The following is a 25,237-nucleotide window of genomic DNA, read 5'->3' on the forward strand; positions in this document are numbered from 1 at the left end:
CGGCCGGCCGGCGGCACCCGGCTCCCCTGCGGCGGCTCTGCCTGCCGTTGCTGCGGGCGGCTGGGCCGCCCAGGGGGCGGCACGGGCGGGCGCAGGCCCGAGCCTCCGCGGCGAGCGGCTCGCCCCGCCCCGCGCAAGCCGACGGTGCGCACGTCCTGGGTGTACAGCGGGGGCGGGGTCCGGTTCGGGCCGGGGCCGCTCCGGTCGAGGTGGCGGCCGGTGAGGGGACGGCCCCGGCAAGGTCAGAACGCGGGGCCGTCCGCGCGGTCGCCCGCGTCGGCGAGGCGGCCCCACAGCAGGTCGGCCAGGCTGCGGACCAGTTCCTCGCGGGGGCAGGGCCGCTCGCCCAGCCACCAGTCACCGGCCGCGTGCATCATGCCGACGATCCCGTGGCCCCAGGCCCGCGACAACTGCCGTCCGCGGGGGCCGAGGTCGACGCGCTCCTCGATGACCTGTGCGAGCTCCTCGCCCATCCGCCGCAGCAGCGGCGCCGAGTGGCGGCCCACGTCGAACCCGGGCTCGCCGGAGGAGCCGCCGTCCGCGGGGTGCATCAGGAACCGGTACACCTGCGGCCGCGCCTCGATGGCTGCCAGGTAGGTGTCGAGCGTGCGCTCCACCCGCTCCCGCCGCTGCTCGGCGGGCGCGTCCAGCGCCGCCCGGAGCGAGGACAGCAACGCGTCGGTGTGCCGCTGGGCCAGGGCGGCGTAGAGTCCGCCCTTGTCGCCGAAGTGGCGGTAGAGAATCGGCTTGGTGATCCCGGCCTCGGCCGCGATCGCGTTCATGGAGGCGCCCGGTCCGTCCCGGAGCACCACCCGGTCCGCGGCTTCCAGCAGTTCGCGGCGGCGCCGCTCGGTGGACCTCTGCTGCGGGGTCCCCTGCTGCGTCGTCTCCATGATCGGTGCTCTCCCCACCCGTACGTAATCGGTGATGCTTGCGCAAAGTAACACTGTTCCGCCCGTGACGGCTGTCCGGACGGGAAGTCGTGGCGCTGCCCACATCCACGACAGGGGTCCCCTCCTGCGGAAACGGCTCGCAAACAGGTGGGTTGACTTTCCTACCGGCCAGTAACAGACTGCGGTTACCGCAAGTAACACGACCGGCAGCGCTGGAGGGGTCATGGCCGAGTTCACCATGGAACTCAACGACGAGCAGAAGGAGGTCCGGGACTGGCTCCACGGGTTCGCCGCCGATGTGATGCGCCCCGCGGCCGCCGAGTGGGACGAGCGCGAGGAGACCCCCTGGCCCATCATCCAGGAAGCGGCCAAGCTCGGCATCTATTCCCTGGACTTCTACGCCAACCAGTACTTCGACCAGACCGGTCTCGGCCTCCCCATGGCCACCGAGGAGCTCTTCTGGGGCGACGCGGGCATCGCGCTGTCGATCATGGGCACCGGTCTCGCCGCCGTAGGTGTTCTGGCCAACGGCACCAACGAGCAGATCGGCACCTGGATCCCCCAGATGTACGGCACGCCGGACGACGTGAAGGTGGCCGCCTTCTGCTCCTCCGAGCCCGACGCCGGCTCCGACGTGGCCGCCATGCGCACCCGTGCCGTCTACGACGAGGCCAAGGACGAGTGGGTGATCAACGGCACCAAGACCTGGGCGACCAACGGCGGCATCGCCAACGTCCACGTCGTGGTCGCCGTCGTCGACCCCGAGCTCGGCTCCAAGGGCCACGCCTCCTTCATCATCCCGCCGAACACCGAAGGCCTCTCCCAGGGCCAGAAGTTCCAGAAGCACGGCATCCGCGCCTCGCACACCGCCGAGGTCATCCTCGACAACGTGCGGGTCCCCGGCTCCTGCCTGCTCGGCGGCAAGGAGAAGCTGGACGAGCGTCTGGCCCGCTCCCGTGAGAAGGCGAAGAAGGCGGGCGGCGAGCGCGTGAAGAACGCCGCCATGGCCACCTTCGAGGCCTCCCGCCCGGTGGTCGGCGCGATGGCCGTCGGCACCGCCCGCGCCGCCTACGACTACGCGCTGGAGTACGCCAAGACCCGCGTCCAGTTCGGCCGCCCGGTCATCGACAACCAGGGCGTGGCCTTCCAGCTGGCCGACATGCGCACCAGCGTCGACGCCGCGCGCCTGCTGGTGTGGCGCGCCTCCTGGATGGCGGTCAACGGCAAGCCGTTCAACGGCGCCGAGGGCTCCCAGTCCAAGCTCTTCGCGAGCGAGACGGCCAAGAAGGTCACCGCCCAGGCGGTCCAGATCCTCGGCGGCAACGGCTTCACCCGCGAGTACCCGGTGGAGCGCATGCACCGCGACGCCGCCATCTACACCATCTTCGAGGGCACCAGCGAGATCCAGCGCCTCGTCATCGCCCGCACCATCTCGGGCGTCCACATCCGCTAGCGATCGCCGCGGCAGGACGCACGAACACCACGCCCGCCGAGGAGCCCCCTTCCACGACCGGAAGGGGGCTCCTCGGCGGGCGGGTGGGTTGCCCCGGGTGCGCGGTCAGATCGGCATGCTGAAACGGCGGTCGACGTGCACGCGTGCGAACTCGCGCCTCAGCCGCTCCTCGTCCTCGAGCGGGGCGTGTCCGAAGACCAGCATGGGCTTCAGGCCCGGCCGGGGTTCCGCGATCGCGCGGACCGGTTCGGCCGGGTCGGTGTAGTGGAACGCGTACACGTGCAGGTAGTGGTCGCTCTCGTCGAAGCCCATGGCGTGGTACCAGGCCAAGGTGTCCGCGTCGTCCCGCGTCCAGGCGTCCATCGTCGTCGCTCCTGCGGAGCGGGCCCAGGCGAGGGTCCGTTCCAGCAACTGCCGTCCCAGCCCTTGGCGTCGGTGGTCGGGGTGGACCGCGACGGTGTCGACTGTCGCCAGCTCACCCTCGATGCCGGTGTCCATGACGGCGACCACCGAGCCGGTCGCATCGACTGCGACGAGTTCCAGGCCGGGTGCCGCGACGGCGGGCTTGGTCCGGACGACGGAGTCGTAGAACGAGGTGTCCAGGAAGGCGAGCACCCGGCAGCGGAGCCAGGACGTCTCGTCAGCCGGTGAGTACGCGCGAATGCTGTACTTCAAGATCGTGATCCTCTGCGGGCGGCAAGGTGTGCGGTCGGCGGCTGCGGAGTTGCGACGTCACAGCGGTGATCGTCGCCCCGGACGCCCGGGACGTACAAGAGGATTTCGGCCGCCGGCGACACCGCCATCGAGCAGTCCACGCTCTTCGCGAGCGGGACGGCCGGGAAGGTGACGGCCCAGGCGGTCCGGATCCCCGCAGGCGTGGTGACGCGAGGAGCGCTCCCACCGAGGAGCCCCACCCGGTGAGGGAAGGGCCGCCTCGGCAGGTTGCGGGGTCCGCGGTGGCACGGCCCACCCTCCTGCGGAGGGTCATTGTCGGAGTCGCTCGGTAGGGTCCGGACCCGTGACGACAGTTCGCCAGGAGATCGCCCGAGTCGTGGCTGCCATCGACCCCGCCGACACCCTGGAGGCGCGGCACCGGGCCGTCGTGACCGACTGGATCGACTCCGGCGCCGAGCTGTACCGCCTCGTGCCGCCGGACCAGCCGCCCATGCACCTCGTCTCCTACTTCGTCCCTTTCGACGCTGCCGCGGCTTCCCTGTTGCTGACGGCCCATCGCAAGTCCGGCCTCATGCTGCCGCCCGGGGGCCACTGCGAGGCGGGGGAGTCGCCGTGGCGGACGGTGCAGCGGGAATGCGTCGAGGAACTCGGCATCCCCGCGGTCGCGCCGCCCTGGCTCGGCACCGAGCCGCTCTTCGTCACGGTCACCGAGACCCAGGGCGCCACGGTGCGCAGGCACACGGACGTGAGCCTGTGGCACGTGATCGACGTGGCGCGCACCGACCAACGGCTGCGACCGGACCCCCGCGAGTTCGACGGCGTCCGATGGCTGACGCTCGACGAGCTGTCGACCGAGCCGGCCGAAGGCCTCGACCCCCACATGCACCGCTTCGCGCGCAAGCTGCGCGTGGCTTGGCCCCGTCCCTCGGCGTAGGAGACGGCTCGCCCCCTGCGGATCCTGCCGGCACCCTCTGCGCTCACCGCCCAGCCGCGGAAGGGGACGACACCGGGAGGCACGCACACCTACAGAACAACTTCCAGGGTCACCGCCTTGGGGGTGAAGCCACCGCGCTGGTAGAAGCGGATGGCCTCGGTGTTGCTCGAGTACGTCGTCACTTCAGCCAGTGCCGCGTCCTTCTCCTTCACCCAGGCCGTGAACCCAGCGATCAGAAGCCCACCGATCCGCTCCCGGCGATGATCGGGCCGTCCGTACGTGCTCACCAGCGACGCGACTCTGACCGGCCTCATTGCCGTCCCTTCGGCCACCACACCGGTGAGATGACCGACCACCTCGCCGCCCCGGTCGGCGACGAGCAGCAGCCGGTCCGGATCGTCGATTCCGGCGGTGAACCGTTGCCGTCCGTGTTCGCGGGGCCAGTCGGCGTCGACACTCGGATCACGGGTCCCCGCGTCCTCGGCGAACAAGGCGGCACTGCACGCCACCAGACCGTCGATGTCGGGGTGCTACCACCCGTCAACGGCTTGCCTCGACACGGACAGCGCCCCGGTCCACGGCTCCGCGATCACACTCTCCGCCGTCGTCTCCACCGTCGCCGTGGCCACGGGGCAGGCGACGATCCCGATCGCGGTCAAGGAAGGGGGCGCCGGGGGTTGTCACTTGCTGCGCCACGGTTGGCTTCCGGCTTCGGTGGGGGCGGGCGAGGGCGGATCACTTCCGGGGCGAGGGCAGCAGACGAGGTTCGACACGTTCCTCCGTGACCTCGCCGCCGTCACGCCTGACGATGTAGGCGCCCTTTCCCGTGGTCTCCGTCACCGCCTCGACCAGTTCCGTTCCCCGGTACACCAGGCCGACGCCGTCGTCCGTGCAGTGCGCGGCAGGGAAAGCGCCGTCCGCCGTCATCCGGTGAATCAGGGGGCGACGGCCCTCGTCGGAGTCGTAATGGACGCCGTTGCCGTAGGGCAGGAAGCCGAGGGAGTCCGTGACGGGGCGCAGTTCCGGCCCGAACGAATCGGTGGCACCTCCCCGGAACCAGCAGAGGGAGCCGGCGCTGACCCCGCTGAGCACGACGCCCTCCTGCCAGGCGCGGCGCATGATGTGGTCGAGTCCGTGCGCTCTCCACACCGCCAGTAGATTGACCACCGAGCCGCCCATGACCCAGACGACGTCGTGGTCGAGTACCGAGCCTTCGACGTCCTCGACATTGGGCATCGGGAACAGGTGCAACGGGGTCAGGTCGAAACCCGCCACCCGGGCGGCCTCGGTCATACGGGCCGTGAAGTGCTCGGCGTCCCCGATGGCGGTACCGACGTACATGATGCGCGGACGTCGGCCGTGCACCCCGGACAGGTCGACCGCGTGGTGCACGAGGGCATCGAACATCACTCTGGCCCGGCCCCCGGCCCGGTGTCCGCCGGAGGTCGCGAGAATGGTCGGTTCCGATGCCGTCATGAGCATGATCGTATCGGTGGGGCGTCGACAGGCCCGTGTGGGCCCGTGCCGTCCGACGCGCCCCCGCGTCCACGGAGCGCCGAGGGGGCGCGGGGTGTTCCCGCGCCCCCTCGGGTGTCACGGCGCCGGTTCGGGCGCCGGGACGTAGCCGCCGTGGCGGAGCGGGGTGAGCTGCTGGATGTCGTAGCGGGCCCGCAGGGCCTCGATCGCGGCCTCGTCCGGTGAACCTCCGGCGGCGAGGATCTCCAGCAGCTCCTCGAAGTACCGCTCGTGGTCCGGTGGAGGCGAGGCCTGGAAGAACATCCGGGCCGGGGTGTCGGTCGGGTTGGCGAAGGCGTGCGGGCAGCCTGGCGGGACGGCGATGACGGTGCCGGGGCCGGCCCGTACGACCCGGCTGCCGGAAAGGGACTCCCAGCGGCGCCAGTTGTCGGGCGTCCGCACCCGCGGCTCGAAGGCGAGGACGTCCAGCTCGCCCTCCAGCACGTAGAACAGCTCCTCGCTGCGGGTGTGGACGTGCGCGCCCACGTCGAAGCCGGGCGGGACGACCACCTCGAAGCTGGAGGCGGTCCGCGAGTGGGCCCCGGTGACCTTGAACGTCACGTGCTGGGCCGGGGTGGCCACCGTGCGGCCGTGGCCGGGCGGCACCAGCAGGCCCTCCGTCATGGACATCGGCCGCTCACCACGTGACCGGAAGGGCCTCGGGCCCGCGGATCAGGGCGCCCTTGCGGAACGGCACCTGCTCGGGCGGCACCGCCAGCCGCAGCCCCGGCATACGGTCCAGCAGGGCGTCCACCAGGAGCTGGGACTCGAGCCTCGCCAGCATGCCGCCCACGCAGTAGTGCGGGCCGAATCCGAAGGCGACGTGCGGGTTGGGACTGCGGTCCAGGTCGATCCGGTCGGGGTCCGGGAAGACCTCGGGGTCGCGGTTGGCCGAGAGGTAGGAGTTGTACACCACGTCGCCCGCGCGGATCCGCACGCCGCGGATCTCGACGTCCTCGGTGGCGATCCGCGACAGCCCCACCGCGTTGCGGTGCGGGATGTAGCGGAGCAGCTCCTCGACGGCCTTCGCCCGGATGCCGGGCTCGGCCCGCATCCGCTCGGCCAGCTCGGGGCGGGTCATCAGCAGGTAGAACATCTGCCCGCTGTTGTTGGTGACGGCCTCGCCGCCGATCTGCACCAGGACCGCAAGGCCCACCGCCTCGCGGACGGTGATCTCGCCGCGGCCGACGGCGGCGCCCAGCAGGGACGTGACGTCCTCACCGTCGGAGCCGCGCCGCTCCTCGACCAGCCGGGTGAAGTAGGCGGACATGTCCTCGCGCGCCTTCGTGCTGACCTCGGCGCCGTGCGACTGGGAGAGGATCCGCTGGGTCCAGTCGTGCATCAGGCCGCGGTCCGAGGCCGGGACGCCCATCAGCTCGCAGACCACGGCGATGGGGAAGGGACTGAGCACCGCCTCGGTGAGGTCGGCGGGCGGCCCCTTGGCGAGCAGGTCGTCGACCAGCTCGTCCAGCATCCGCCGCGACCGCTCCCGCACCCGCTCTACGCCGCGCGCGGTGAAGGCCGCGGCCACCGAGCGGCGCAGACGGGTGTGGTCGGGCGGATCGAGGAAGCCGATCGCGTCCGAACCGGGGATGAAGTGCGGGGCCAGCCGGGTGACCGGGCGGCCCATCACCTCGGCCCGGCTGAACCGGGGATCGTTGGTCACCGCGCGGACGTCGTCGTAGCGGGTGACCAGCCAGGCCCAGCCCTCGCCGTTGGGCAGGGAGATGCGGGTGACCGGGCCCTCGCGCATCAGCTCCGTGAGGACCGGGTCGAAATCGGCGCCGTGCAGGTCGATCGCCGGCCAGTCCCGCACCGGGGGCATGGCGGAGGGGGTGGCCTCGTCGGTGGTGGAGGTCATCTCGGGTGTCGTCTCCGTCCGCGAACAGGGCGGTGGTCGGGGCCGCCGGTCATGCCGGGGCCCGCACCGCACGGGCCGTCGTCCGGCGCGCCCGGTCGCCGCCGTCGACCTGCCAGGTGCCCACCGACATCTCGGCGGTGATACCCGGTCCGAAGCCGGCGAGCATGCCGCGCGCCCCGTCCTCGACACCGCCCTCCTCGAACAGGCGGCGCAGGGCGTCCAGCACGACGGCGCTGGCGATGTTGCCGTACTCGGTCAGCGTCGCACGGCTGAACCGGAAGGCGTGCGGCTCGACACGCAGGTACTTGGTCAGGTCGTCGAGGATGCGCGGCCCGCCGGCGTGGATGATGTAGAAGTCCAGCTCGGAGGCGTTCCACGAGTGGGCGCGGGCCAGGTCGTGCAGGGCGGGGGCGAGTGGCTCCATGGTCCCTGGCACCCGCTTGTCCAGCAGGAAGTGGAACCCGGTCGCCCGGACGTCGTACGAGATCCAGTCCGTGGTCTTGGGGATCAGGTACGAGCTGTTGCGCTCCAGCCGCATGCCGGTGCCGCCCTGTCCGCGGACCACGGCGGCGGCGATGCCGTCGCCGAACAGACCGTTGGACAGCAGCGAGCCGACGCCCAGGTCGGTGGGCTGGTAGCAGAGCGAGCAGAACTCGCACGCCACGATCAGCGCGTTGGCCTCCGGGTAGGCGGTGCAGAAGTCGTGTGCCCGGTTCACGGCGGCTCCGCCGGCCGCACAACCGAGCTGCGCGATCGGTATCTGCCGCGTCGTGGAGGGGAAGCCCATCTCGTTGATCAGCCAGGCGGTCATCGACGGCATCATGAAGCCCGTGCAGGAGACGTAGATGATGACGTCGATGTCGCTCGGCAGGACCTCGGCGTGGTCCAGCGCCTCCCGCACCACGGCGGGGACGCGGGCCTTGGCCTCGGCCTCGTAGATCTTGTTGCGGTCCTCGAAGCCGGGGTGCTTCAGGGTCTCCTCGATGGGCTGCACGATGCGCCGGGTGCGGACCCCGGTGTTCTCGATCAGCCGCAGGGCGAGGGGGAGTTGCGGGTGGTCGTGGTGACGGGAGCGCGCCAGCTCCAGCGTCTCCTCCATGGTGATCACATGCTCGGGCACGGACACCGAGGGTTTGCACAGCGTGGCCATGTGCCGCACCTGCTTTCGTGGGGATGGGTCGGTGCATCCCCCAGCCTCACCCCGCCGCCCGCGGATATCGCGCGGAAGTGGTCCAACCGGGGAAGGGTGACGTCAGGAGCGAGGACGGGAGGCCGACATGGGGCGCGTCGACGCCGGTGAAGTGCTGCGACGGGCCAGGGCGGAGTTCGCCCCCGACCCGGGGGCCAACCGGGTGGTGCCGCTGATCGAGAGCGGCGAGGCCGCACCGGCGCTGCTGCGGGCGCTGGCGGCGGAGGAACGGGCGGTGGTCGCGGCGGACCGGCGGGCCTTCCTGCGGCTCGCGGAGCGCGCCGCAGCCATGCCGCGGTGCGCGGCCTACTACGCGGAACTGGCCCGCGGGGAGGAGGAGGCGGCGCTCCGTCTCGACGCCTTCGCCCGCGCGGTCGACGCCCTCCCGGACCCCCCGGGCGGGGGCGGGCGCGGGGACGCGCACAGGTCCGGGGGCGGGGACCGATCCGTGCCCGCGCCCGACGCCGCGGGTGACGCGGGTGACGTGGGTGACGCGGACGTGTCCGCGCGCGCCGCCCTGCCCGGGGAAACGGGCGGCACGGGGGCCGCCACGGACGGGCACGACGCCGCCCGGCCAGGGGGACCGGACGGGCGCGGTCCCGGCAGCGGCCGGGCGCCCGGCCGCCGGGGGCCCACCGAGGGGACTGCCAGGCAGAGGCCCGGCGGTGGTACGGCCGACGGCCAGGGAGCCGGCGGTCGAACGCCCGGCGGCCAGGAGTCCGGCGGCCCCGGTCCCGGCGACTGGGTACCGGCCGAGCAGAGGCGCGGCGACCGGGTACCGGCCGAGCAGCGGCCCGGCGACGAGGTGCCAACTGAGCAGAGGCCCGGTGGCGGACCGGCCGGCCAGGAACCCGGTCGGCACACTCCCGACGCGCCGGCGGAGGAGACGTACGAGCTGCGGGCCGGCTGCCAGGCGTACCCCGCGTTCGTGGCCTGGCTGGCGATCAACGCCGCCCCGGCCGGCACCGTGCTGGCGCTCGCCGCCAACTTCTCGGCGTGGGGCGGTTATTGCTCGCGTATCGCCCGCGGTCTGCGGGAGCACTACGGGCTGGACGACGCGGCCTGCGCCTTCTTCGACCTGTTCGCCGAGCCGGCGCCCGCGTACGAGGAGTCGGTGGTGGCGGCCGTCCAGGAGTGGGTCGACGCAGGCCGGATCGACGAGGCGGCCGTGCGTCGGCACGGCCGCCTGCTGCGGTCCTACGAAGCCGGGTTCTGGGACGCGCTGCTCGAGAGGTGAGGGGGAGAGGAGAGGGAGGGCGGATCGGTCAGGGGCGGTCGCTGCTGTGGGCGATGCAGGCCACGTCGATCCGGTCGGCGAGCTTCGCGAGTTCGATGGCCAACGTCGCCACCGTGTCCTCGTCCAGGTCGTCACGACCGTCCTCGACCAGCCGCACCCACCGCCCGCCGACCGCCCGCAGCAACTTGCTGACGTCGGCGGCCGCCACCTGCAACGTGCCGCCGTTGTCGACGATCAGGGGGAGAGTAACTTCGCGGTTCACAAAGGGGATGGTAGACCCGTAAGGGTCACGCTCCGTGCCATACGGTCGTGATGTTGCAGAACTCCCGGATGCCATGGCCGGAAAGCTCCCGTCCGTATCCGGAACGCTTCACTCCGCCGAACGGGAAGGCCGGGTGGGAGGCCGTCATGCCGTTGACGTAGACGCCGCCCGCCTCCAGGTCGCGGGCGAACCGCTCGACCTCCGCCTCGTCGTCGGTCCACACGTTGGAACTCAGCCCGAACGACGTGTCGTTGGCGATCGCCACCGCTTCCTCCAGGTCTCCGGCCCGGTACAGCGTGGCGACCGGGCCGAACGTCTCCTCGCGGTGGACCCGCATCTGCGGGGTGATGCCGGCCAGCACCGTCGGCTCGTAGAACCAGCCCGGTCCGTCCGGACGGCGGCCCCCGCAGAGCACCTCGGCGCCCCGGGCCACCGCGTCGTCGACCAGCTCCTCCAGATCGGCCCGGCCCTGCTCGGAGGAGAGCGGGCCGACGTCGGTGGACTCGTCCGTCGGGTCGCCGACCTTCAGCGCCCGTACGCCGGCGGTGAACCGCTCGGCGAAGGCGTCGTAGACGTCGGTGTGCACGATGAACCGCTTGGCGGCGATGCACGACTGCCCCGCGTTCTGGTTGCGCGCGGTGACGGCGACCTCGGCGGCCCGGGCGACGTCCGCGGAGGGCATCACCACGTACGGGTCGCTGCCGCCCAGTTCCAGGACCGTGTGCTTGATCTCGTCGCCCGCCGCCGCGGCCACCGCCCGCCCGGCGGGTTCACTGCCGGTGAGGGTGGCGGCCCGCACCCGCGGGTCGCGCACGATCTTCTCCACCTCGGCCGACCCCACCAGCAGGGTCTGGAAACGGCCCTCGGGAAAGCCGGCCCGGCGGAACAGTCCGTCCAGGTAGAGGGCGGTCTGCGGGACGTTCGAGGCGTGCTTGAGCAGCCCCACGTTCCCGGCCATCAGCGCGGGCGCGGCGAACCGCACCACCTGCCAGAGCGGGAAGTTCCACGGCATCACCGCCAGCACCGGGCCGACGGGGCGGTAGCGCACCACCGCCCGGGAGCCGCCGGAGTCCGCGACGTCCGCCGGGTCGGGGTGCTCGTCGGCCAGCAGGGCCTCCGCGCGGTCGGCGTACCAGCGCATCGCCTTGACGCACTTGGCGGCCTCCGCGCGGGACTGGGTGATCGGCTTGCCCATCTCGGTGGTGACCGTCCGGGCGATCTCCTCGCTCTCCTTCTCCAGCAGGTCCGCGGCCCGGTGCAGCAGCCTGGAGCGCTCCGCGAAGGACGTGGTCCGGTGGTCGCGGAACGCCGCGTCGGCGGCGGCGAGCCTGCGCTCGATCTCGTCCGGCCCGACGGCGTCGAACGTCCGGACCGTCTCACCGGTCGCCGGATTCACGGTGGCGATGGGCATGCCCGACCAACTCCTCACTCGCTGTGCGGTTCTCCCGCAGGTGGTCCACCGGACGCCGAGTGCTCAGCGAGACGGCGGAGAAACTCGGCCTGTGCCTTCACGACCACCTCGGCGGCCCGCCCGACCGGCAGCCAGGCGACCCGGTCCAGCTCGGGGAAGAGCTGGAGGCGGCCCGATCCGCGGGGCCACTCCATCTCGAAGGTGCCCGGGGTGACCGCGTCCGGGTCGAGGTCCGCCTCGACGGCCCAGACGGTGACCGTCTTGCCGCCGGCCTGCCGCACCTCGCCGAGCGGCACGGCGGGGCCGTCCGGCGGCTCCAGCCCCAGCTCCTCGCGGAACTCGCGGCGCGCCGCCGCGAGGGGCTCCTCGTCCGCCTCGTACTCGCCCTTCGGGATCGTCCAGGCGCCCGCCTCGCGGCGGGCGAAGAAGGGGCCGCCCATGTGGCCGAGCAGCACCTCCACCTCGCCGCCGGCCGTGCGCCGGTGCAGCAGCAGGCCCGCGCTGCGGTGACCACGGCTCACCGGGTCACCCCGGGGTGCGCGGCGAGCAGCGTCTGCACGGTGTCCGCCTCGGCGGCACTCTTGTCCTCCCGGTAGCGCAGCACCCGGGCGAAGCGCAGGGTGACGCCGGCCGGGTAGCGGGAGGAACGCTGCAGGCCGTCGTAGGCGATCTCCACCACCAGCTCGGGACGGACCGTGACGCCCCACGAGTGCTGCTCCACGGCCAGCTCCTGGAACCGCTCGGTCTGCCACCGCAGCAGCTCGTCGGTCATGCCCTTGAAGGTCTTGCCGAGCATCGCGAAGCCGCCGTCCGCGGTGCGGGCGCCCAGGTGCAGGTTGGACAGCTTTCCGGAGCGCCGCCCGCTGCCCCACTCCGCGGCCAGCACCACCAGGTCCAGGGTGTGCACCGGCTTCACCTTCAGCCAGCCCGCGCCACGGCGGCCCGCGCTGTACGGGGTGTCCAGCGACTTCACCACCACGCCCTCGTGGCCCCGCGCCAGCGTCGCGGCGAGGAAGTCCTCCGCCGTCGCGGCGTCCTCGGGTCCGCGCACCACGGCGCGCCGCACCCGCCGGGGCTCGGGCGCCAGGCGGGCCAGCTCGGCGTGCCGCTCCGCGAACGGCAGGTCCATCAGGTCGCGGCCGTCGGCGTGCAGGACGTCGAAGAAGACGGGGGAGACCGGCACCGCCCGGGCGGCCGAGGTCACGTCGGTGCGCGAGCCGATGCGGCCGGCGGTCTCCTGGAAGGGCCGGGGACGCCCCCGCTCGTCCAGCGCGATCACCTCGCCGTCCAGGATCAGGCGCTCGCCCCGCAGCTCGCGGGCTGCGGCGACCACCTCGGGGAGCCGGTCGGTGATCTCGTCCAGGGTGCGGGTGAAGACGTGGATCTCGTCGCCGTCGCGGTGCACCTGGACGCGGATGCCGTCCAGCTTCTCCTCGACCGCCGCCGCGCCGCCGAGCCGGACGACCGCGTCGGAGGCCGTGGGCGCGCTCTGCGCCAGCATCGGCAGCACCGGGCTGCCCACGGTCAGACGGAAGCGCTCCAGCGCGGGCGGCCCGTCGGCCAGCAGCGCCTCGGCGACCGGGGCGAGCCCGCCGGCCAGCATCACCGCCCTGCGCACGTCCTCCGGCGGGGCCCCGGAGGCCTCGGCGAGGCCATCGGCGGCGGCGGCGTCCAGGGCGCCCTGGCGGACCTCGCCGGTGAGCAGGGCGATCAGGAACGCCTGCTCCTCCTCGGTGGCGCGGGACATCAGGGAGGTCACCAGCCGCAGGCGCTCGGCCTGCGATCCGGGCCCGCCGACGGCCTTCAGCGCGGTCAGCTCGCGGTCGGTCTCCAGCACGGTGAGCGAAGGGGCGGACGCCGGGGACACCGGTGCGCCGAGGGTCTTCCAGCCGACGCCCAGCCGCCCCTGGGGGAGCCGTCCCGCCAGGTACGGGATCACCACGGGCACGTCCTCGGGCCCGGCCTCGCGGAACAGCTCGGCCAGCAGGGCCTTCTTGCGGGACCGCGAGGAGGTGGCGGCGACCTCGCGGGACACGGCGGCAACACGCACCAGCAACATGCCGTCCAGGTTCCCAGCGCGGGCGGCCTCATCCCGGCGCTGACACGCACCCCGGGGCGGCGACCGACGGGCCGCCGTCGCCCCCAGGGTGCTCCGCCGCGGCTCCAGGGCGGCCCTCGGGGCCGCAGAGCGTGCCGCCGCCGGTCGCCCGGCCGTCCGCGGAGGTGGCCCCGGCAGCCCCCGGAGCGGGTCGGCGCCGCCCGCCGGGGTGGTTCACGGCGCCAAGGGTTCCCTGGCGGCAAGCGACCGCTTAGTATGCGCCGGGGACGACAGCGACGCCGGCGACGCCGACGTCGGCCAAGGACACCGGCAGCCGTGGGAGGCCCACCATGCAGGCATGGCACGTGCACGAGAACGGCGCACCCCGTGAGGTGATGCGCCCCGTGGAGACCGATCCGCCCGAGCCCGGCGAGGGCCAGGTCCTCCTCAAGGTGCGCGCGGCCAACGTCAACTTCCCGGACGGCCTGATGTGCCGCGGCGAGTACCAGGTGAAGCCCCCCATGCCGTTCACCCCCGGCGTGGAGATCTGCGGCGAGACCGAGGACGGCCGCCGCGTCCTCGCCACCCCCGTCCTGCCCCACGGCGGCTTCGCCGAGTACGCCCTCGCGGACTCCCGCGCCCTGCTGCCCGCCCCCGAGGCGCTGGACGACGCCGAGGCCGCCGCCCTGCACATCGGCTACCAGACCAGCTGGTTCGCCCTCCACCGCCGCGCCGCCCTCCAGGCCGGCGAGACCCTCCTGGTGCACGCCGCGGCGGGCGGCGTCGGCAGCGCCGCCGTCCAGCTCGGCAAGGCCGCCGGCGCCACCGTCATCGGCGTGGTCGGAGGCGCGGAGAAGGCCGCCGTCGCCCGCTCGCTCGGCTGCGACGTCGTGATCGACCGCAAGAGCCAGGACGTCGTCGCCGCCGTCAAGGAGGCCACCGGCGGCCGCGGCGCCGACGTGATCTACGACCCGGTCGGCGGCGAGGCGTTCCGGCAGTCCACCAAGGTGGTCGCCTTCGAGGGCCGCATCGTGGTGATCGGCTTCGCCAGCGGCACCATCCCCAGCGCCGCCCTCAACCACGCGCTGGTGAAGAACTACGCGATCCTCGGCCTGCACTGGGGCCTGTACAACACCAAGAACCCCAAGCTGGTCCAGCACTGCCACGAGCAGCTCACCGAGCTGGCCGCGAAGGGCGCCGTCAGGCCGCTGGTGAGCGAGCGGGTGCCGCTGAGCGGCGCCGCCGACGCCGTGCAGCGGGTCTGGGAAGGCGCCACCACCGGCCGTGTCGTGGTGGTCCCCTCGCTGGAGAACGGAGCCGCCGCATGACCGACGCGATGGACCTGCGCCGCCGCACCCAGGACCTCCTGGCCGCGCACCCGCCCGCCACCACCGACCGCCAGGCCTTCCTGGAGGCCCGCTTCGACGCGGGTCTGGCCTGGGTCCATTACCCCGAGGGCCTCGGCGGCCTCGGCCTGCCCCGCACCCTGCAGTCCGTGGTGGACGCCGAACTCGCCGCGGCCGGCGCCCCGGACAACGACCCGCGCCGCATCGGCATCGGCCTCGGCATGGCCGCGCCGACCATCCTCCAGTACGGCACCGAGGAGCAGAAGCAGCGCTTCCTGCGCCCGCTGTGGCTCGGCGAGGAGGTCTGGTGCCAGCTCTTCAGCGAGCCCGGCGCCGGCTCCGACCTGGCCGCCCTCGGCACCCGCGCGGTGAGGGACGGCGACACGTGGGTGGTCAACGGGCAGAAGGTGTGGACCTCCAGCGCCCACGTCGCCCGCTGGGCCATCCTGATCGCCCGCACCGACCCGGACGTGCCCAAGCACCGCGGCATCACCTACTTCGTCTGCGACATGACCGACCCCGGCGTCGACGTCCGCCCGCTGCGGCAGATCACCGGCGAGGCCGAGTTCAACGAGGTCTTCATCAGCGACGTCCGCATCCCCGACGACCGCCGCCTCGGCGAGGTCGGCGACGGCTGGCGGGTCGCCCAGACCACCCTCAACAACGAGCGCGTCGCCATCGGCGGCTCCCCGATCCCGCGCGAGGGCGGCATGATCGGCAAGGTCGCCGCCACCTGGCGCGACCGCCCCGAGCTGCGCACCCACGACCTCCACCAGCGGCTGCTCGACCTGTGGGTCGAGGCCGAGGCCGCCCGCCTCACGGGCGCCCGGCTGCGGCAGCAGCTGGTCGCCGGACAGCCCGGCCCCGAGGGCGCCGGGATGAAGCTGTCCTTCGCCCGCCTCAACCAGCAGATCAGCGGACTCGAGGTCGAACTCCTCGGCGAAGAGGGCCTGTTGTACGAGGACTGGACGATGGTCCGCCCCGAGCAGGTCGACTTCACCGGCCGCGACGCCGGCTACCGCTACCTGCGCTCCAAGGGCAACAGCATCGAGGGCGGGACCAGCGAGGTCCTGCTGAACATCGTCGCCGAGCGCGTGCTGGGCCTGCCTGCCGAGCCGCGCACCGACAAGGACGTCGCCTGGAAGGACCTGGCCCGATGAGCGCCCCCGCCACCACCCCCGACCTGCTCTACTCGCAGGAGGAGGAGGACCTGCGCGCCGCCGTCCGCGACCTGCTCGCCGACCGGTGCGACGCCGCCTCCGTGATCGCCCGCACGGAGTCGGGCGAGCCGCACGACCGGACGCTGTGGAAGAGCCTCACCGAGGACATGGGGCTGGCCGGCCTGCTGGTCCCCGAGGAGCGCGGCGGGCAGGGCGCGAGCCACCGCGAGGCCGCGGTGGTGCTGGAGGAACTGGGCCGCGCCGTCGCGCCGGTGCCGTACCTGACCAGCGCCGTCGTTGCCACCGAGGCGCTGCTGGCCGGATCCGGCGAGGAGGCCGACCGGCTGCTCGCCGCCCTCGCCTCCGGCCGGACCGTCGGCGTCCTCGCGGTCGCGCTGAACACCGCGCCCGGCGCCGCCGTGCCCACCGCCCGGGTGGACAACGGCACGCTGCACGGCGAGTTCACCGGCGTCGCCGACGCCCAGGCCGCCGACGTGCTGCTGGTTCCCGGCGCGGACGGCGCCCTGTACGCCGTGGACACGACGGCCGACGGGGTCACCGTCGACCCGCGGGTCTCCTTCGACCTCACCCGCCCGGTGGCCGCCGTCACCCTCGACGGGGCGCCCGCGCGCAAGGTCGCCGACGACGCCGCCGAGGCCGTCGAGCGCGCCCTGCGGGCCGGCGCCGGACTGCTGGCATCCGAACAACTGGGCGTCGCGGAGCAGGTGTTGACCGAGACGGTCGGCTACCTCAAGGAACGCAAGCAGTTCAACCGCCCGGTCGGCGGCTTCCAGGCGCTCAAGCACCGGCTGGCGAAGATCTGGCTGGACGTCGTCAACCTCCGCGCCGTCGCGCGGGCCGCCGCCGACGCGCTGGCCACCGGCAGCGAGGACGCGCCGACGACCGTCGCGGTCGCCCAGGTGTTCGCGAGCAGGGTCGCCGTCCACGCGACCGAGGAGGCGGTGCAGCTGCACGGCGGCATCGGCATGACCTGGGAGCACCCGACCCACCTCCACCTCAAGCGGGCCAAGGCCGACTCCCTCGCCTACGGCACGGCCGGCCGGCACAAGGAGCGGCTGGCCGAACTGGTCGACCTGCGCGCCCCGTTGGGCTAGAGCGCCTCGGGAGGCGGCGGGCCGTACGCCCGCCCCGCCGCCTCCCGCCCACCGGAACACCACACGTTCGGCGGACACGTCAACCGCTCGGGCGTTCCTCCCACTGCGCCACACTTGCGGCCGAAAGCCGTGAACCGGGCGTGCGGTGGAGGAGATTCCTGATGGCCATTTCCATCTCTGTGGTGGTCCTGCTGCTGATCCTGGCCACCATCCTGCTGCGCTGCGGATCGCTCAAACTCTCGCACGCCACGATCTGCGTGCTGCTCGGCTTCTGCCTGGCCGGCACCAGCATGGCCCCCACCATCCACAACGGACTCTCCGCCACGACGGAGATCATGAGCAGCCTCAACCCCTGACCCCCGCCCTACGGGCCGGACGGCAGCAGCCGGGAGCGGATCAGGAAGCGGACGCCCTCCGGCGCCTCCAGGGAGAAGCCGCTGCCCCGGCCGGGGACCACGTCCACGATCAGCCGGGTGTGCCGCCACACCTCGTACTGGGCGCGCGACATCCAGAAGCCCACCGGCCGCTCGACGCCCTCGACGCGCAGCTCGGCGAGGCGGACGTCGGAGGCGCCGGTGCGGAACTCGCCCTCCGGGTAGCACATGGGGGCGCTGCCGTCGCAGCAGCCGCCGGACTGGTGGAACATCAGGGGACCGTGCAGCTCGCTCAGTCGCCGCACCAGGCGGGCCGCCTCGGCGGTGAGCTCCACGGGCGGGGTGTCGTCGTCCATGCGGCCAGCACAGCGCACCGGAGGTTGCGACGACGTTGCGGCCCTCGCCGCCGTCAGTCGGCGCCGCCGTCCTCACGCACCAGCAGCACGCCGCTGACCAGCTCGGGACGGATCCGCACCGGACGGTCGGCGTGCGGCGGGCCCAGCGGACGCAGCAGGGAGCGGTAGCGCTCCAGGTCCGCCCCGTCCTCCACCGGCATCGCGTAGCCGGTGACCGAGACGCTCCAGCCCAGGTGGGTGCGCGGGTCGATGGAGCCCGCCTCGTACGCCACCACCACGCCACGCCGCACGTCCGGGAGGCCGTGCGAGAGCAGCGCGGCGGCGTCCGGGGTGCGGATGACGATGTCCCCGTCGTCCAGCAGGTGGCTCACCGGGCGCACCGTGGGCAGCGCCTGCCGGGTGAACACCAGCCGGCCCAGCGACACGGTGGCCATCAGCCGCAGCGCCTCGGCCTCGTCGAGGGGAATGCCCCGGCGGGCCTCCGGGCCGCGCGTCCGGGCGTCGGGGGACGGCTCGGCGCGGCCGCTCGTCGTCGCGGTGCGCCCGGTGGCATCGTCGAGGTGCATGGGCGAGTCCAGTGGTCGGGCCGGCGCCGGGCGCGCGGGCGGTCACGTTCCATGCAACCGCGCGGGGCACCGTGCCGCCAGGGTCCTTCGGCCCCGTCACCCGGCCCCGGTCAGCGGCCGCCGCCGTCCCCGCCGTCCCCGTCGGCCAGCGCCGCACGGCCCGCCTCCAGCCGGGCCACCGGGACGCGGAACGGCGAGCAGGAGACGTAGTCGAGCCCCGCCGCGTGGAAGAAGTGCACCGACGCCGGGTCGCCGCCGTGCTCGCCGCAGACCCCGATCTGCAAGGCCGGACGCGCCTGCCGGCCCTCCTCGACGGCGATCCGCACCAGCCGTCCCACCCCCTCCTCGTCCAGAGACTCGAACGGGGAGGACGCGAAGACGCCGTGGTCGATGTACGCGGGGAAGAACTCCGCCTCCACGTCGTCGCGGGAGAAGCCCCAGGTGGTCTGGGTGAGGTCGTTGGTGCCGAAGGAGAAGAACGCGGCCTCCTCGGCGATCGGGCCCGCGGTCAGCGCCGCGCGGGGCAGCTCGATCATCGTGCCGACCGGGCAGTGCACCGTCACGCCGGACTGCTCGCGCACCTCCGCCAGAACCCGCTCCACCTCGGCCTTCACCAGCCGCAGCTCCTCCACGTCGCCCACCAGCGGCACCATGATCTCCGCGCGCGGATCGCCGCCGGCCCGGACGCGCGCCACCACCGCGGAGGCCACCGCCCGCACCTGCATGGCCACCAGGCCCGGCACCGCGAGGCCCAGCCGGACGCCGCGCAGGCCCATCATGGGGTTCTCCTCGTGCATGCGGTCCACGGCCGCCAGCAGCTCCAGGTCGCGTGGCTCGGGGCGCTCCCCGCGGGCCTCGGCGGTGGCGACGCGCACCGACAGTTCGACGCGGTCGGGCAGGAACTCGTGCAGCGGCGGGTCCAGCAGCCGGATGGTGACCGGCAGGCCGTCCATCGCCTCGAGGATGCCGGTGAAGTCCGCCGTCTGCGGCGGCAGGAGCGCGCCCAGCGCCTGCTCCCGCTCGCCGGGGGAGCGGGCCAGGATCATCTGCTCCACCAGCTGCCGCCGCTCACCGAGGAACATGTGCTCGGTGCGGCACAGGCCGATGCCCTGCGCGCCGAAGCGGCGGGCCCTGGCCGCGTCCTCGGGGGTGTCCGCGTTGGCCCGCACCTCCAGCCGCCGCGCGGCGTCCGCCTGCTCCAGGGCGCGCGTCACGGCGGCGACCAGAGAGCCCTCCTCCGCGGCTCCCCGCACCGCACCCTCCACGCCGCCCTCGAGGTGACGCATCACCTCCGAGGGCACCAGCGGCGCCTCGCCCAGGTACACCGCGCCGGAGGAGCCGTCCACCGAGACCACCCGGCCCTCCTCGACCACCGTGCCGTCAGGCGCGGTGAACCGGCGGGCGGCCGTGTCCACCACCAGCTCCTCCGCCCCGCACACGCACACCTTGCCCATGCCGCGCGCCACCACCGCCGCGTGGCTGGTCTTGCCGCCCCGGCTCGTCAGGACGGCCTGCGCGGCCACCATGCCCGGCAGGTCGTCCGGGTTCGTCTCCTGGCGGACCAGGACCACCTTCTCGCCGGCCGCCGCCCGCCGTGCCGCCTCCGCCGAGTCGAACACCACCGCGCCGACCGCCGCGCCCGGCGACGCGGCCACCCCGTGCGCCAGCGGCTCGCCGGTGCGGTCCGCGTCGAACCGGGGGAACATCAGCCGGGCCAGCCCTTCGCCGCCCACCCTCGCCAGGGCCTCCCGGCGGTCGATCAGGCCCTCCCGCACCAGCGCGTCCGCGATGGCGAACGCCGCCTCGGCGGTCCGCTTGCCGACCCGGGTCTGCAGCATCCACAGCTCACCGCGTTCGACGGTGAACTCGATGTCGCACAGATCCGTGTAGTGCCGCTCCAGGGTCTCCATGATCTCCAGCAGCCGCCCGTACGAGACGGGGTCCAGCCGCTCCAGGTCGGCCAGCGGCACCGTGTTGCGGATGCCGGACACCACGTCCTCGCCCTGCGCGTTCGGCAGGTAGTCCCCGTAGATCCCCGGCCGCCCGGTCGCCGGGTCGCGGGTGAACGCCACGCCGCTGCCGGAGTCCGCGCCCAGGTTCCCGAACACCATCCGCTGCACGGTGACCGCCGTGCCCAGGTCGTCCGGGATGTGCTCGCGGCGCCGGTAGAGCCGCGCCCGCTCCCCGTTCCACGACGCGAACACCGCCAGGACCGCACGCCGCAGCTGCTCCGCCGGGTCCTGCGGGAACTCCTCGCCGGTCTCCCGCCGGATCAGGTCCTTGAAGACATCGGCCAGCCCCGCCAGGTCCTCCGCGTCCAGCCCCAGGTCGTCCCGCGCGCCGCGGCGCGCCTTCAGCGCCTCCAGGGCCTCATCGAACCGGGACGCGGGCACGCCCATCACCGTCGCGCCGAACATCTGAAGCAGCCGGCGGTAGGAGTCCCAGGCGAACCGCTCGCTGCCGGACACCCGGGCCAGACCGTGCACCGACGCGTCGGTGAGGCCGACGTTCAGGATCGTCTCCATCATCCCCGGCATGGAGAAGCGGGCCCCGGAGCGCACCGACAGCAGCAGCGGGTCGTCCGGCCGGCCCAGTGCCCGCCCGGCCGACTCCTCCACCGCGGCCAGGTGACGGGCCACCTCCGCGTCCAGCTCCCGCGGCGCGGACCCGGTCGCCAGGTACGCCCGGCACGCCTCCGTGCTGATCACGAAACCCGGCGGCACCGGCAGGCCCATCCGGGTCATCTCCGCCAGGTTGGACCCCTTGCCGCCCAGCAGGCCGGCCATCTCCCGGCCGCCCTCCGCGAAGTCGTACACGTAACGGACCATGGCATGCTCCCCAGTAGGTCGTGCGGGCTGCGCGGGCCCTGCGCGAGCCCCTCGCGGGGCCGGTCAGGGCCGCTCGGCCCTGGCCCGAGGGCCCGGGACCGAGGCATGATCGTTGGAGTGACCCCCTGCCGAACGACAAGGAGCAACCGATGGCGGACAGCCGGCCGGCCGGCCCCGCGAGCCCGATCCGGGTCTTTCTTCTCGACGACCACGAGGTGGTCAGGCGCGGGGTGCACGACCTCCTGAACGACGAGCCGGACGTCACCGTGGTCGGTGAGGCCGCCACGGTGGCCCAGGCCCTCGTCCGCGCTCCCGCGCTGCGCCCGGACGTGGCCGTGCTGGACGTCCGGCTGCCCGACGGCGACGGGGTGAGCGTATGCCGGGAGCTGCGCTCCCGCATGCCGGACCTCGCCTGCCTGATGCTCACCTCCTTCGACGACGACGAGGCGCTGCTGGACTCCGTGATGGCCGGGGCGGCGGGCTACGTGCTCAAGCAGATCCAGGGCTCCGACCTGGTCGCCGCGGTCCGCGCGGTGGCCGCCGGGCGCTCGCTGCTCGACCCGTCGGCGACCGCCCGGCTGATGCGCCGGCTGCGCGGCGAGGAGACCCGCCGCCCCGCCGCCGCCCGCCTCCCGGACCTCACCGAACGCGAGCGGGAGATCCTGGACCTGATCGGCGAAGGGCTCACCAACCGGCAGATCGGCGAGCGGCTGTTCCTCGCGGAGAAGACGGTCAAGAACCACATCTCGCGCCTGCTGGCCAAGCTCGGCGTGGAGCGCCGGGTCCAGGCGGCCGTCATCGCCACCCAGGTGCGCGACGGGCACCGGTAGAGGGCCGGGCCCCTGCCCGGGCGTGCACCGTCCCGCCGTGGATCGCCCCGGTCCTTACCGTGTGCGCCCGTCCGGCCGCTACCGTTGGCATATGCGCCGCGGCGCGTGAACGGCAGGTCTACGGGAGGACACCGGTGAACGACACGGACGACCTGGCCCGCCGCGAGGTGCGCCTGCCGCACCTGCGGCTGGACGACCTGCTGGACGAGCTCCAGGGCCGTCTCCAGGCGGCCCGCGGCACCAGGGACCGCATCCACAGCCTGCTCGAGGCGGTGCTCTCGGTGGGCCGGGAGCTCGACCTGGAGCAGGTGCTGCGCGGGGTCGTGGAGTCCGCCACCGTCCTCGTCGACGCCCGCTACGGCGCCCTCGGCGTCCTCACCCCCGACGGCGAGGGGCTCTCCTCGTTCTACATGGTCGGCGTCGACGAGGACCGGATCGCGCAGATCGCCAGCTTCCCGGCCGGGCACGGCATCCTCGGCCAGCTCGTCCGGCACCCCGAGCCGCTGCGCCTGGAGCGGCTCTCCGACCACCCGGAGTCCTTCGGGTTCCCGACCAACCACCCGCCGATGGAGAGCTTCCTCGGCGTCCCGATCCGGGTCCGCGACAAGGTCTTCGGCAACCTCTACCTGACGGAGAAGGGCAACGGCCAGGCCTTCGACGAGGAGGACGTCGCCGTGCTGTCCACCCTGGCCGTGGCGGCCGGGGTGGCCATCGAGAACGCGCGCCTCTACGAGGAGTCCCTGCTGCGCCAGCGGCTGCTGCGGGCCAGCGCGGAGATCACCCGCAGCCTGATGTCCGGCAGCGACCGCGGCGAGGCGCTGGCGCTGATCGCCGAGCGGGCCCACGAGGTCACCGGCGCGCAGATCGCGGTGGTGGCGGTGCCGGTGGAGGGCACCGGCTCGCTCGTGCTGGAGCTCGCCTTCGGCGAGGGCGCCGAGGAGTACCGCGGACTGGTGCTCGCCCAGGACGACAGCCTGATCGGCCGGGCCTTCGCCTCCGGACACCCGGTGGTGGTGCACGACGTCTCCAAGGACGAGAAGGCGCTGTCCGCGCTGCCCCGCACGGCCGGCATGGGCCCCGCGGTCGCGCTGCCCATCGGCAGCGGCGTCGCCGACGTGCGCGGCGTGGTGCTGCTGGTGCGCGAAACCGGACGGACGGCGTTCAACGCGACCGAGATCGAGCCGCTTCAGGGCTTCGCGGCCCAGGCGGCCGTCGCCATGGAGCTCGCCGACCGGCGCCGCGAGGCCGAGCAGATCGCGATGCTCCAGGACCGCGACCGGATCGCCCGCGACCTGCACGACCTGGCCATCCAGCGGCTCTTCGCCACCGGCATGACGCTGCAGAGCGCCGGCCGCTTCATCGACCACCCGCAGGCCTCGGAGCGGGTCATGCAGGCGGTCGACGACCTGGACGAGACCATCAAGATCATCCGGTCGACGATCTTCGGGCTCCGCTCACGCGACGACCTCAGCGGCGCCGGACTGCGCTCCCGGGTGGTGCGGACCGTCGCCGAGGCGGCGCGGGAGCTCGGGTTCACCCCCAGCGTCCGCACCGACGGCCTGATCGACAACGACGTCCCGGCGGCCCTCGGCGACCACGCGGTGGCCGTCCTCTCCGAGGCGCTGGCCGACGTCGCCCGGCGCGCCCGGGCCGGCCGCGCCGACGTGGTGCTGGAGACGGCCGACGGCGAGGTCACGCTCACCGTCACCGACGACGGGGCGGGACCGCCGGCGCGGGGCGCGCAGGGGAGCACGCGGGGGAAGGGCGTCCCGGGCGGCGACGGGCCCGGCGACGGGCCCGGCGACGGGCCCGGCGACGAGTGGCTGCGGGGGGCGGTCCGGCGCACCGAGGAGCTCGGCGGCTCGCTCACCCGTGAGGTCGCCGACCGCGGCGCCCGGCTGGTGATGCGGGCCCCGCTGAAGGGCTGAACCCTCCCGCGGGTGCGGGCGGGCGGAACGCTCCCTAGCCTGGAGCGGGGGGTGTTCCCGCCCGACCTCTGGAGGCCGACACCCATGAAGGCTCTCGTGTTCCACGGACCCGGACAACGCTCCTGGGAGGACGTCCCCGACCCCGAAGTCCAGGACTCCACCGACGCGGTGATCAAGGTCGACGCGGTCACCATCTGCGGCACCGACCTGCACATCCTCAAGGGCGACGTCCCCGCGGTGACGCCCGGCCGGATCCTAGGCCACGAGGCCGTCGGCACGGTGCAGAGCGTGGGCGACTCGGTCACCAACGTCGCCCCCGGCGACCGGGTGCTGATCTCCTGCATCACCTCCTGCGGCCGCTGCCGCTTCTGCCGGGAGTCCCGCTACAGCCTGTGCACCGGCGGAGGCAGCTGGATCCTCGGGCACATGATCGACGGCGTGCAGGCCGAGTACGTCCGTGTCCCGTTCGCCGACACCTCCACGTACAAGCTGCCCGACAGCGTCTCGAACGAGGACGCGCTGCTGCTCGCCGACATCCTGCCGACCTCCTACGAGATCGGCGTGCTCAACGGCCGGGTCTCGCCGGGCGACGTCGTGGTGGTGGTCGGCGCCGGGCCGGTGGGCCTCGCGGCGATGACCACCGCCAGGCTCTTCTCCCCGCGTCAGGTGATCGCCGTCGACCCGGCGGCGCAGCGGCGCGAGGCGGCCCTGCGGCACGGGGCCGACGTCGCACTCGCGCCGGACGACGACGTCAGGGCCAAGGTCCTCGAGCTGACCGACGGCCTCGGCGCGGACGTCACCATCGAGGCCGTGGGCATCCCGGCGACCTTCGAGCAGTGCACGGAACTCGTGCGGCCCGGCGGGTACATCGCCAACGCGGGCGTGCACGGGGAACCGGTCACGCTGCACCTCGAGGACCTGTGGATCAAGGGCATCACCATGACCACCGGCCTGGTCGACACCAGCACCACGCCGACCCTGCTGAAGATGGTCGCCTCCGGCGGACTGGACGTCGGCGGGTTCATCACCCACCGGTTCGGGCTGCAGGAGATGGACGAGGCCTACGACGTCTTCTCCCGCGCCGGGGAGACCGGCGCCCTGAAGGTGGCGCTCACCGCGGGCTGACCGCGCTGGTGGCGGAGTGGCGGGGGCCGGGCGCCGCGTGCGTCGTCCGGAGAAGCCCTGGCGGGCGACGACGATCATCTGGGTGGTGCCGTAGCCCAGGATGTACGAGAGGCCGAGGAGGCCCAGCACCAGCGTGGCAAT

The 25,237-nt window shown here is 73.5% G+C and carries 24 protein-coding genes; 10 read left to right on the top strand and 14 right to left on the bottom strand.

The genetic code is table 11. From position 1 onward, the window contains the following. Window positions 1–242 precede the first annotated feature (242 nt). The gene (locus ABT026_RS11890; protein ID WP_351114051.1) at window positions 243–893 is read right to left on the bottom strand and encodes a TetR/AcrR family transcriptional regulator; all 651 of its coding nucleotides are present in this window, start codon (window positions 891–893) and stop codon (window positions 243–245) included. Between the two features lie 223 nt (window positions 894–1,116). On the opposite strand from ABT026_RS11890, the gene ABT026_RS11895 reads away from it, so the two are divergent. Beyond that, on the top strand, window positions 1,117–2,346 hold the full coding sequence (locus ABT026_RS11895; RefSeq protein ID WP_351114053.1) for an acyl-CoA dehydrogenase family protein: 1,230 nt from the start codon (window positions 1,117–1,119) through the stop codon (window positions 2,344–2,346). A 105-nt stretch (window positions 2,347–2,451) separates the two neighbouring features. On the opposite strand, the gene ABT026_RS11900 is transcribed toward ABT026_RS11895, so the two are convergent. Next, entirely contained in the window at window positions 2,452–3,021 is a 570-nt protein-coding gene (locus tag ABT026_RS11900) for a GNAT family N-acetyltransferase (protein ID WP_351114054.1), read from the bottom strand. Between the two features lie 343 nt (window positions 3,022–3,364). Between ABT026_RS11900 and ABT026_RS11905 the strand changes: the two genes are divergently transcribed. Continuing rightward, the gene (locus ABT026_RS11905) at window positions 3,365–3,955 is read left to right on the top strand and encodes an NUDIX domain-containing protein (protein WP_351114055.1); all 591 of its coding nucleotides are present in this window, start codon (window positions 3,365–3,367) and stop codon (window positions 3,953–3,955) included. A gap of 89 nt (window positions 3,956–4,044) precedes the next feature. Here ABT026_RS11905 and ABT026_RS11910 read toward each other — a convergent pair whose 3' ends face one another. From ABT026_RS11910 to ABT026_RS11930, 5 genes are all read right to left on the bottom strand, one after another. After that, window positions 4,045–4,446 (bottom strand): GNAT family N-acetyltransferase, encoded by a 402-nt coding sequence (locus ABT026_RS11910; RefSeq protein ID WP_351114056.1) that lies wholly within the window; start codon window positions 4,444–4,446, stop codon window positions 4,045–4,047. Window positions 4,447–4,690: 244 nt separating this feature from the next. Further along, window positions 4,691–5,431: a Type 1 glutamine amidotransferase-like domain-containing protein gene (locus tag ABT026_RS11915; protein ID WP_351114057.1), complete on the bottom strand. Its 741-nt coding sequence runs from the start codon at window positions 5,429–5,431 to the stop codon at window positions 4,691–4,693. 117 nt (window positions 5,432–5,548) lie between these two features. Continuing rightward, the gene (locus tag ABT026_RS11920; protein ID WP_351114058.1) at window positions 5,549–6,100 is read right to left on the bottom strand and encodes a cupin domain-containing protein; all 552 of its coding nucleotides are present in this window, start codon (window positions 6,098–6,100) and stop codon (window positions 5,549–5,551) included. A 7-nt stretch (window positions 6,101–6,107) separates the two neighbouring features. Further along, window positions 6,108–7,331: a cytochrome P450 gene (locus ABT026_RS11925; RefSeq protein ID WP_351114059.1), complete on the bottom strand. Its 1,224-nt coding sequence runs from the start codon at window positions 7,329–7,331 to the stop codon at window positions 6,108–6,110. A gap of 49 nt (window positions 7,332–7,380) precedes the next feature. Next, on the bottom strand, window positions 7,381–8,481 hold the full coding sequence (locus tag ABT026_RS11930; protein ID WP_351114060.1) for a type III polyketide synthase: 1,101 nt from the start codon (window positions 8,479–8,481) through the stop codon (window positions 7,381–7,383). 127 nt (window positions 8,482–8,608) lie between these two features. Here ABT026_RS11930 and ABT026_RS11935 point away from each other — a divergent pair, with 127 nt between their 5' ends. Continuing rightward, window positions 8,609–9,757 carry a hypothetical protein gene (locus ABT026_RS11935; RefSeq protein ID WP_351114061.1) on the top strand — a complete coding sequence of 383 codons (1,149 nt, stop codon included), beginning with the start codon at window positions 8,609–8,611 and terminating at the stop codon, window positions 9,755–9,757. Window positions 9,758–9,785: 28 nt separating this feature from the next. Here ABT026_RS11935 and ABT026_RS11940 read toward each other — a convergent pair whose 3' ends face one another. Genes ABT026_RS11940 through ABT026_RS11955 form a run of 4 tightly spaced genes read right to left on the bottom strand, consistent with a single transcriptional unit; the run spans window position 9,786 to window position 13,489 of the window. Then, window positions 9,786–10,019, bottom strand: coding sequence for a DUF6213 family protein (locus tag ABT026_RS11940; RefSeq protein WP_351114062.1), 234 nt, complete (start codon window positions 10,017–10,019; stop codon window positions 9,786–9,788). 25 nt (window positions 10,020–10,044) lie between these two features. Then, window positions 10,045–11,430: an NADP-dependent succinic semialdehyde dehydrogenase gene (locus ABT026_RS11945; protein ID WP_351114064.1), complete on the bottom strand. Its 1,386-nt coding sequence runs from the start codon at window positions 11,428–11,430 to the stop codon at window positions 10,045–10,047. A 14-nt stretch (window positions 11,431–11,444) separates the two neighbouring features. Continuing rightward, window positions 11,445–11,951 carry an NUDIX hydrolase gene (locus ABT026_RS11950; protein WP_351114065.1) on the bottom strand — a complete coding sequence of 169 codons (507 nt, stop codon included), beginning with the start codon at window positions 11,949–11,951 and terminating at the stop codon, window positions 11,445–11,447. Continuing rightward, a complete protein-coding gene (locus ABT026_RS11955) occupies window positions 11,948–13,489 on the bottom strand; it encodes an ATP-dependent DNA ligase (RefSeq protein WP_351114066.1) in 1,542 nt (513 codons plus the stop codon). The genes ABT026_RS11950 and ABT026_RS11955 overlap by 4 nt, the downstream gene beginning before the upstream one ends. 329 nt (window positions 13,490–13,818) lie before the next feature. Between ABT026_RS11955 and ABT026_RS11960 the strand changes: the two genes are divergently transcribed. The 4 genes from ABT026_RS11960 to ABT026_RS11975 all read left to right on the top strand — a co-directional run bounded on the left by ABT026_RS11960 (window position 13,819) and on the right by ABT026_RS11975 (window position 17,445). Further along, window positions 13,819–14,796: an NADPH:quinone oxidoreductase family protein gene (locus ABT026_RS11960; protein ID WP_351114067.1), complete on the top strand. Its 978-nt coding sequence runs from the start codon at window positions 13,819–13,821 to the stop codon at window positions 14,794–14,796. Next, a complete protein-coding gene (locus ABT026_RS11965) occupies window positions 14,793–15,974 on the top strand; it encodes an acyl-CoA dehydrogenase family protein (protein ID WP_351114068.1) in 1,182 nt (393 codons plus the stop codon). The genes ABT026_RS11960 and ABT026_RS11965 overlap by 4 nt, the downstream gene beginning before the upstream one ends. Beyond that, on the top strand, window positions 15,971–17,089 hold the full coding sequence (locus ABT026_RS11970) for an acyl-CoA dehydrogenase family protein (protein WP_351114069.1): 1,119 nt from the start codon (window positions 15,971–15,973) through the stop codon (window positions 17,087–17,089). Before ABT026_RS11965 ends, ABT026_RS11970 begins: the two co-directional genes overlap by 4 nt. A gap of 161 nt (window positions 17,090–17,250) precedes the next feature. Beyond that, the gene (locus ABT026_RS11975; RefSeq protein ID WP_351114070.1) at window positions 17,251–17,445 is read left to right on the top strand and encodes a hypothetical protein; all 195 of its coding nucleotides are present in this window, start codon (window positions 17,251–17,253) and stop codon (window positions 17,443–17,445) included. Between the two features lie 8 nt (window positions 17,446–17,453). Here the strand turns inward: ABT026_RS11975 and ABT026_RS11980 are convergent, their stop codons facing one another. The 3 genes from ABT026_RS11980 to ppdK form a co-directional block, all read right to left on the bottom strand. Next, window positions 17,454–17,819, bottom strand: coding sequence for a DUF779 domain-containing protein (locus ABT026_RS11980; protein WP_351114071.1), 366 nt, complete (start codon window positions 17,817–17,819; stop codon window positions 17,454–17,456). 53 nt (window positions 17,820–17,872) lie between these two features. Further along, window positions 17,873–18,385 carry a pyridoxamine 5'-phosphate oxidase family protein gene (locus tag ABT026_RS11985; protein WP_351114073.1) on the bottom strand — a complete coding sequence of 171 codons (513 nt, stop codon included), beginning with the start codon at window positions 18,383–18,385 and terminating at the stop codon, window positions 17,873–17,875. A 110-nt stretch (window positions 18,386–18,495) separates the two neighbouring features. Further along, a complete protein-coding gene (gene ppdK, locus ABT026_RS11990; RefSeq protein WP_351114074.1) occupies window positions 18,496–21,213 on the bottom strand; it encodes a pyruvate, phosphate dikinase in 2,718 nt (905 codons plus the stop codon). Window positions 21,214–21,362: 149 nt separating this feature from the next. On the opposite strand from ppdK, the gene ABT026_RS11995 reads away from it, so the two are divergent. From ABT026_RS11995 to ABT026_RS12005, 3 genes are all read left to right on the top strand, one after another. Next, window positions 21,363–22,043, top strand: a complete 681-nt coding sequence (locus ABT026_RS11995) for a response regulator (protein WP_351114075.1) — start codon at window positions 21,363–21,365, stop codon at window positions 22,041–22,043. A 134-nt stretch (window positions 22,044–22,177) separates the two neighbouring features. Continuing rightward, on the top strand, window positions 22,178–23,971 hold the full coding sequence (locus ABT026_RS12000; protein ID WP_351114076.1) for a sensor histidine kinase: 1,794 nt from the start codon (window positions 22,178–22,180) through the stop codon (window positions 23,969–23,971). A gap of 84 nt (window positions 23,972–24,055) precedes the next feature. Beyond that, window positions 24,056–25,096, top strand: a complete 1,041-nt coding sequence (locus tag ABT026_RS12005; protein WP_351114077.1) for an alcohol dehydrogenase catalytic domain-containing protein — start codon at window positions 24,056–24,058, stop codon at window positions 25,094–25,096. Window positions 25,097–25,237 lie beyond the last annotated feature (141 nt).

The organism is Streptomyces sp. NPDC002734 (genome assembly GCF_040295685.1).
Classification (GTDB): domain Bacteria; phylum Actinomycetota; class Actinomycetes; order Streptomycetales; family Streptomycetaceae; genus Streptomyces.

What these genes read in the sequence shown, in the direction of transcription:
- ABT026_RS11890 (WP_351114051.1), bottom strand. Translation starts at nt 893, where the DNA reads ATGGAGACGACGCAGCAGGGGACCCCGCAGCAGAGGTCCACCGAGCGG.
- ABT026_RS11895 (WP_351114053.1), top strand. Translation starts at nt 1,117, where the DNA reads ATGGCCGAGTTCACCATGGAACTCAACGACGAGCAGAAGGAGGTCCGG.
- ABT026_RS11915 (WP_351114057.1), bottom strand. Translation starts at nt 5,431, where the DNA reads ATGACGGCATCGGAACCGACCATTCTCGCGACCTCCGGCGGACACCGG.
- ABT026_RS11920 (WP_351114058.1), bottom strand. Translation starts at nt 6,100, where the DNA reads ATGTCCATGACGGAGGGCCTGCTGGTGCCGCCCGGCCACGGCCGCACG.
- ABT026_RS11925 (WP_351114059.1), bottom strand. Translation starts at nt 7,331, where the DNA reads ATGACCTCCACCACCGACGAGGCCACCCCCTCCGCCATGCCCCCGGTG.
- ABT026_RS11930 (WP_351114060.1), bottom strand. Translation starts at nt 8,481, where the DNA reads ATGGCCACGCTGTGCAAACCCTCGGTGTCCGTGCCCGAGCATGTGATC.
- ABT026_RS11935 (WP_351114061.1), top strand. Translation starts at nt 8,609, where the DNA reads ATGGGGCGCGTCGACGCCGGTGAAGTGCTGCGACGGGCCAGGGCGGAG.
- ABT026_RS11945 (WP_351114064.1), bottom strand. Translation starts at nt 11,430, where the DNA reads ATGCCCATCGCCACCGTGAATCCGGCGACCGGTGAGACGGTCCGGACG.
- ABT026_RS11955 (WP_351114066.1), bottom strand. Translation starts at nt 13,489, where the DNA reads ATGTTGCTGGTGCGTGTTGCCGCCGTGTCCCGCGAGGTCGCCGCCACC.
- ABT026_RS11960 (WP_351114067.1), top strand. Translation starts at nt 13,819, where the DNA reads ATGCAGGCATGGCACGTGCACGAGAACGGCGCACCCCGTGAGGTGATG.
- ABT026_RS11965 (WP_351114068.1), top strand. Translation starts at nt 14,793, where the DNA reads ATGACCGACGCGATGGACCTGCGCCGCCGCACCCAGGACCTCCTGGCC.
- ABT026_RS11970 (WP_351114069.1), top strand. Translation starts at nt 15,971, where the DNA reads ATGAGCGCCCCCGCCACCACCCCCGACCTGCTCTACTCGCAGGAGGAG.
- ABT026_RS11975 (WP_351114070.1), top strand. Translation starts at nt 17,251, where the DNA reads ATGGCCATTTCCATCTCTGTGGTGGTCCTGCTGCTGATCCTGGCCACC.
- ABT026_RS11980 (WP_351114071.1), bottom strand. Translation starts at nt 17,819, where the DNA reads ATGGACGACGACACCCCGCCCGTGGAGCTCACCGCCGAGGCGGCCCGC.
- ABT026_RS11985 (WP_351114073.1), bottom strand. Translation starts at nt 18,385, where the DNA reads ATGCACCTCGACGATGCCACCGGGCGCACCGCGACGACGAGCGGCCGC.
- ppdK (WP_351114074.1), bottom strand. Translation starts at nt 21,213, where the DNA reads ATGGTCCGTTACGTGTACGACTTCGCGGAGGGCGGCCGGGAGATGGCC.
- ABT026_RS11995 (WP_351114075.1), top strand. Translation starts at nt 21,363, where the DNA reads ATGGCGGACAGCCGGCCGGCCGGCCCCGCGAGCCCGATCCGGGTCTTT.
- ABT026_RS12005 (WP_351114077.1), top strand. Translation starts at nt 24,056, where the DNA reads ATGAAGGCTCTCGTGTTCCACGGACCCGGACAACGCTCCTGGGAGGAC.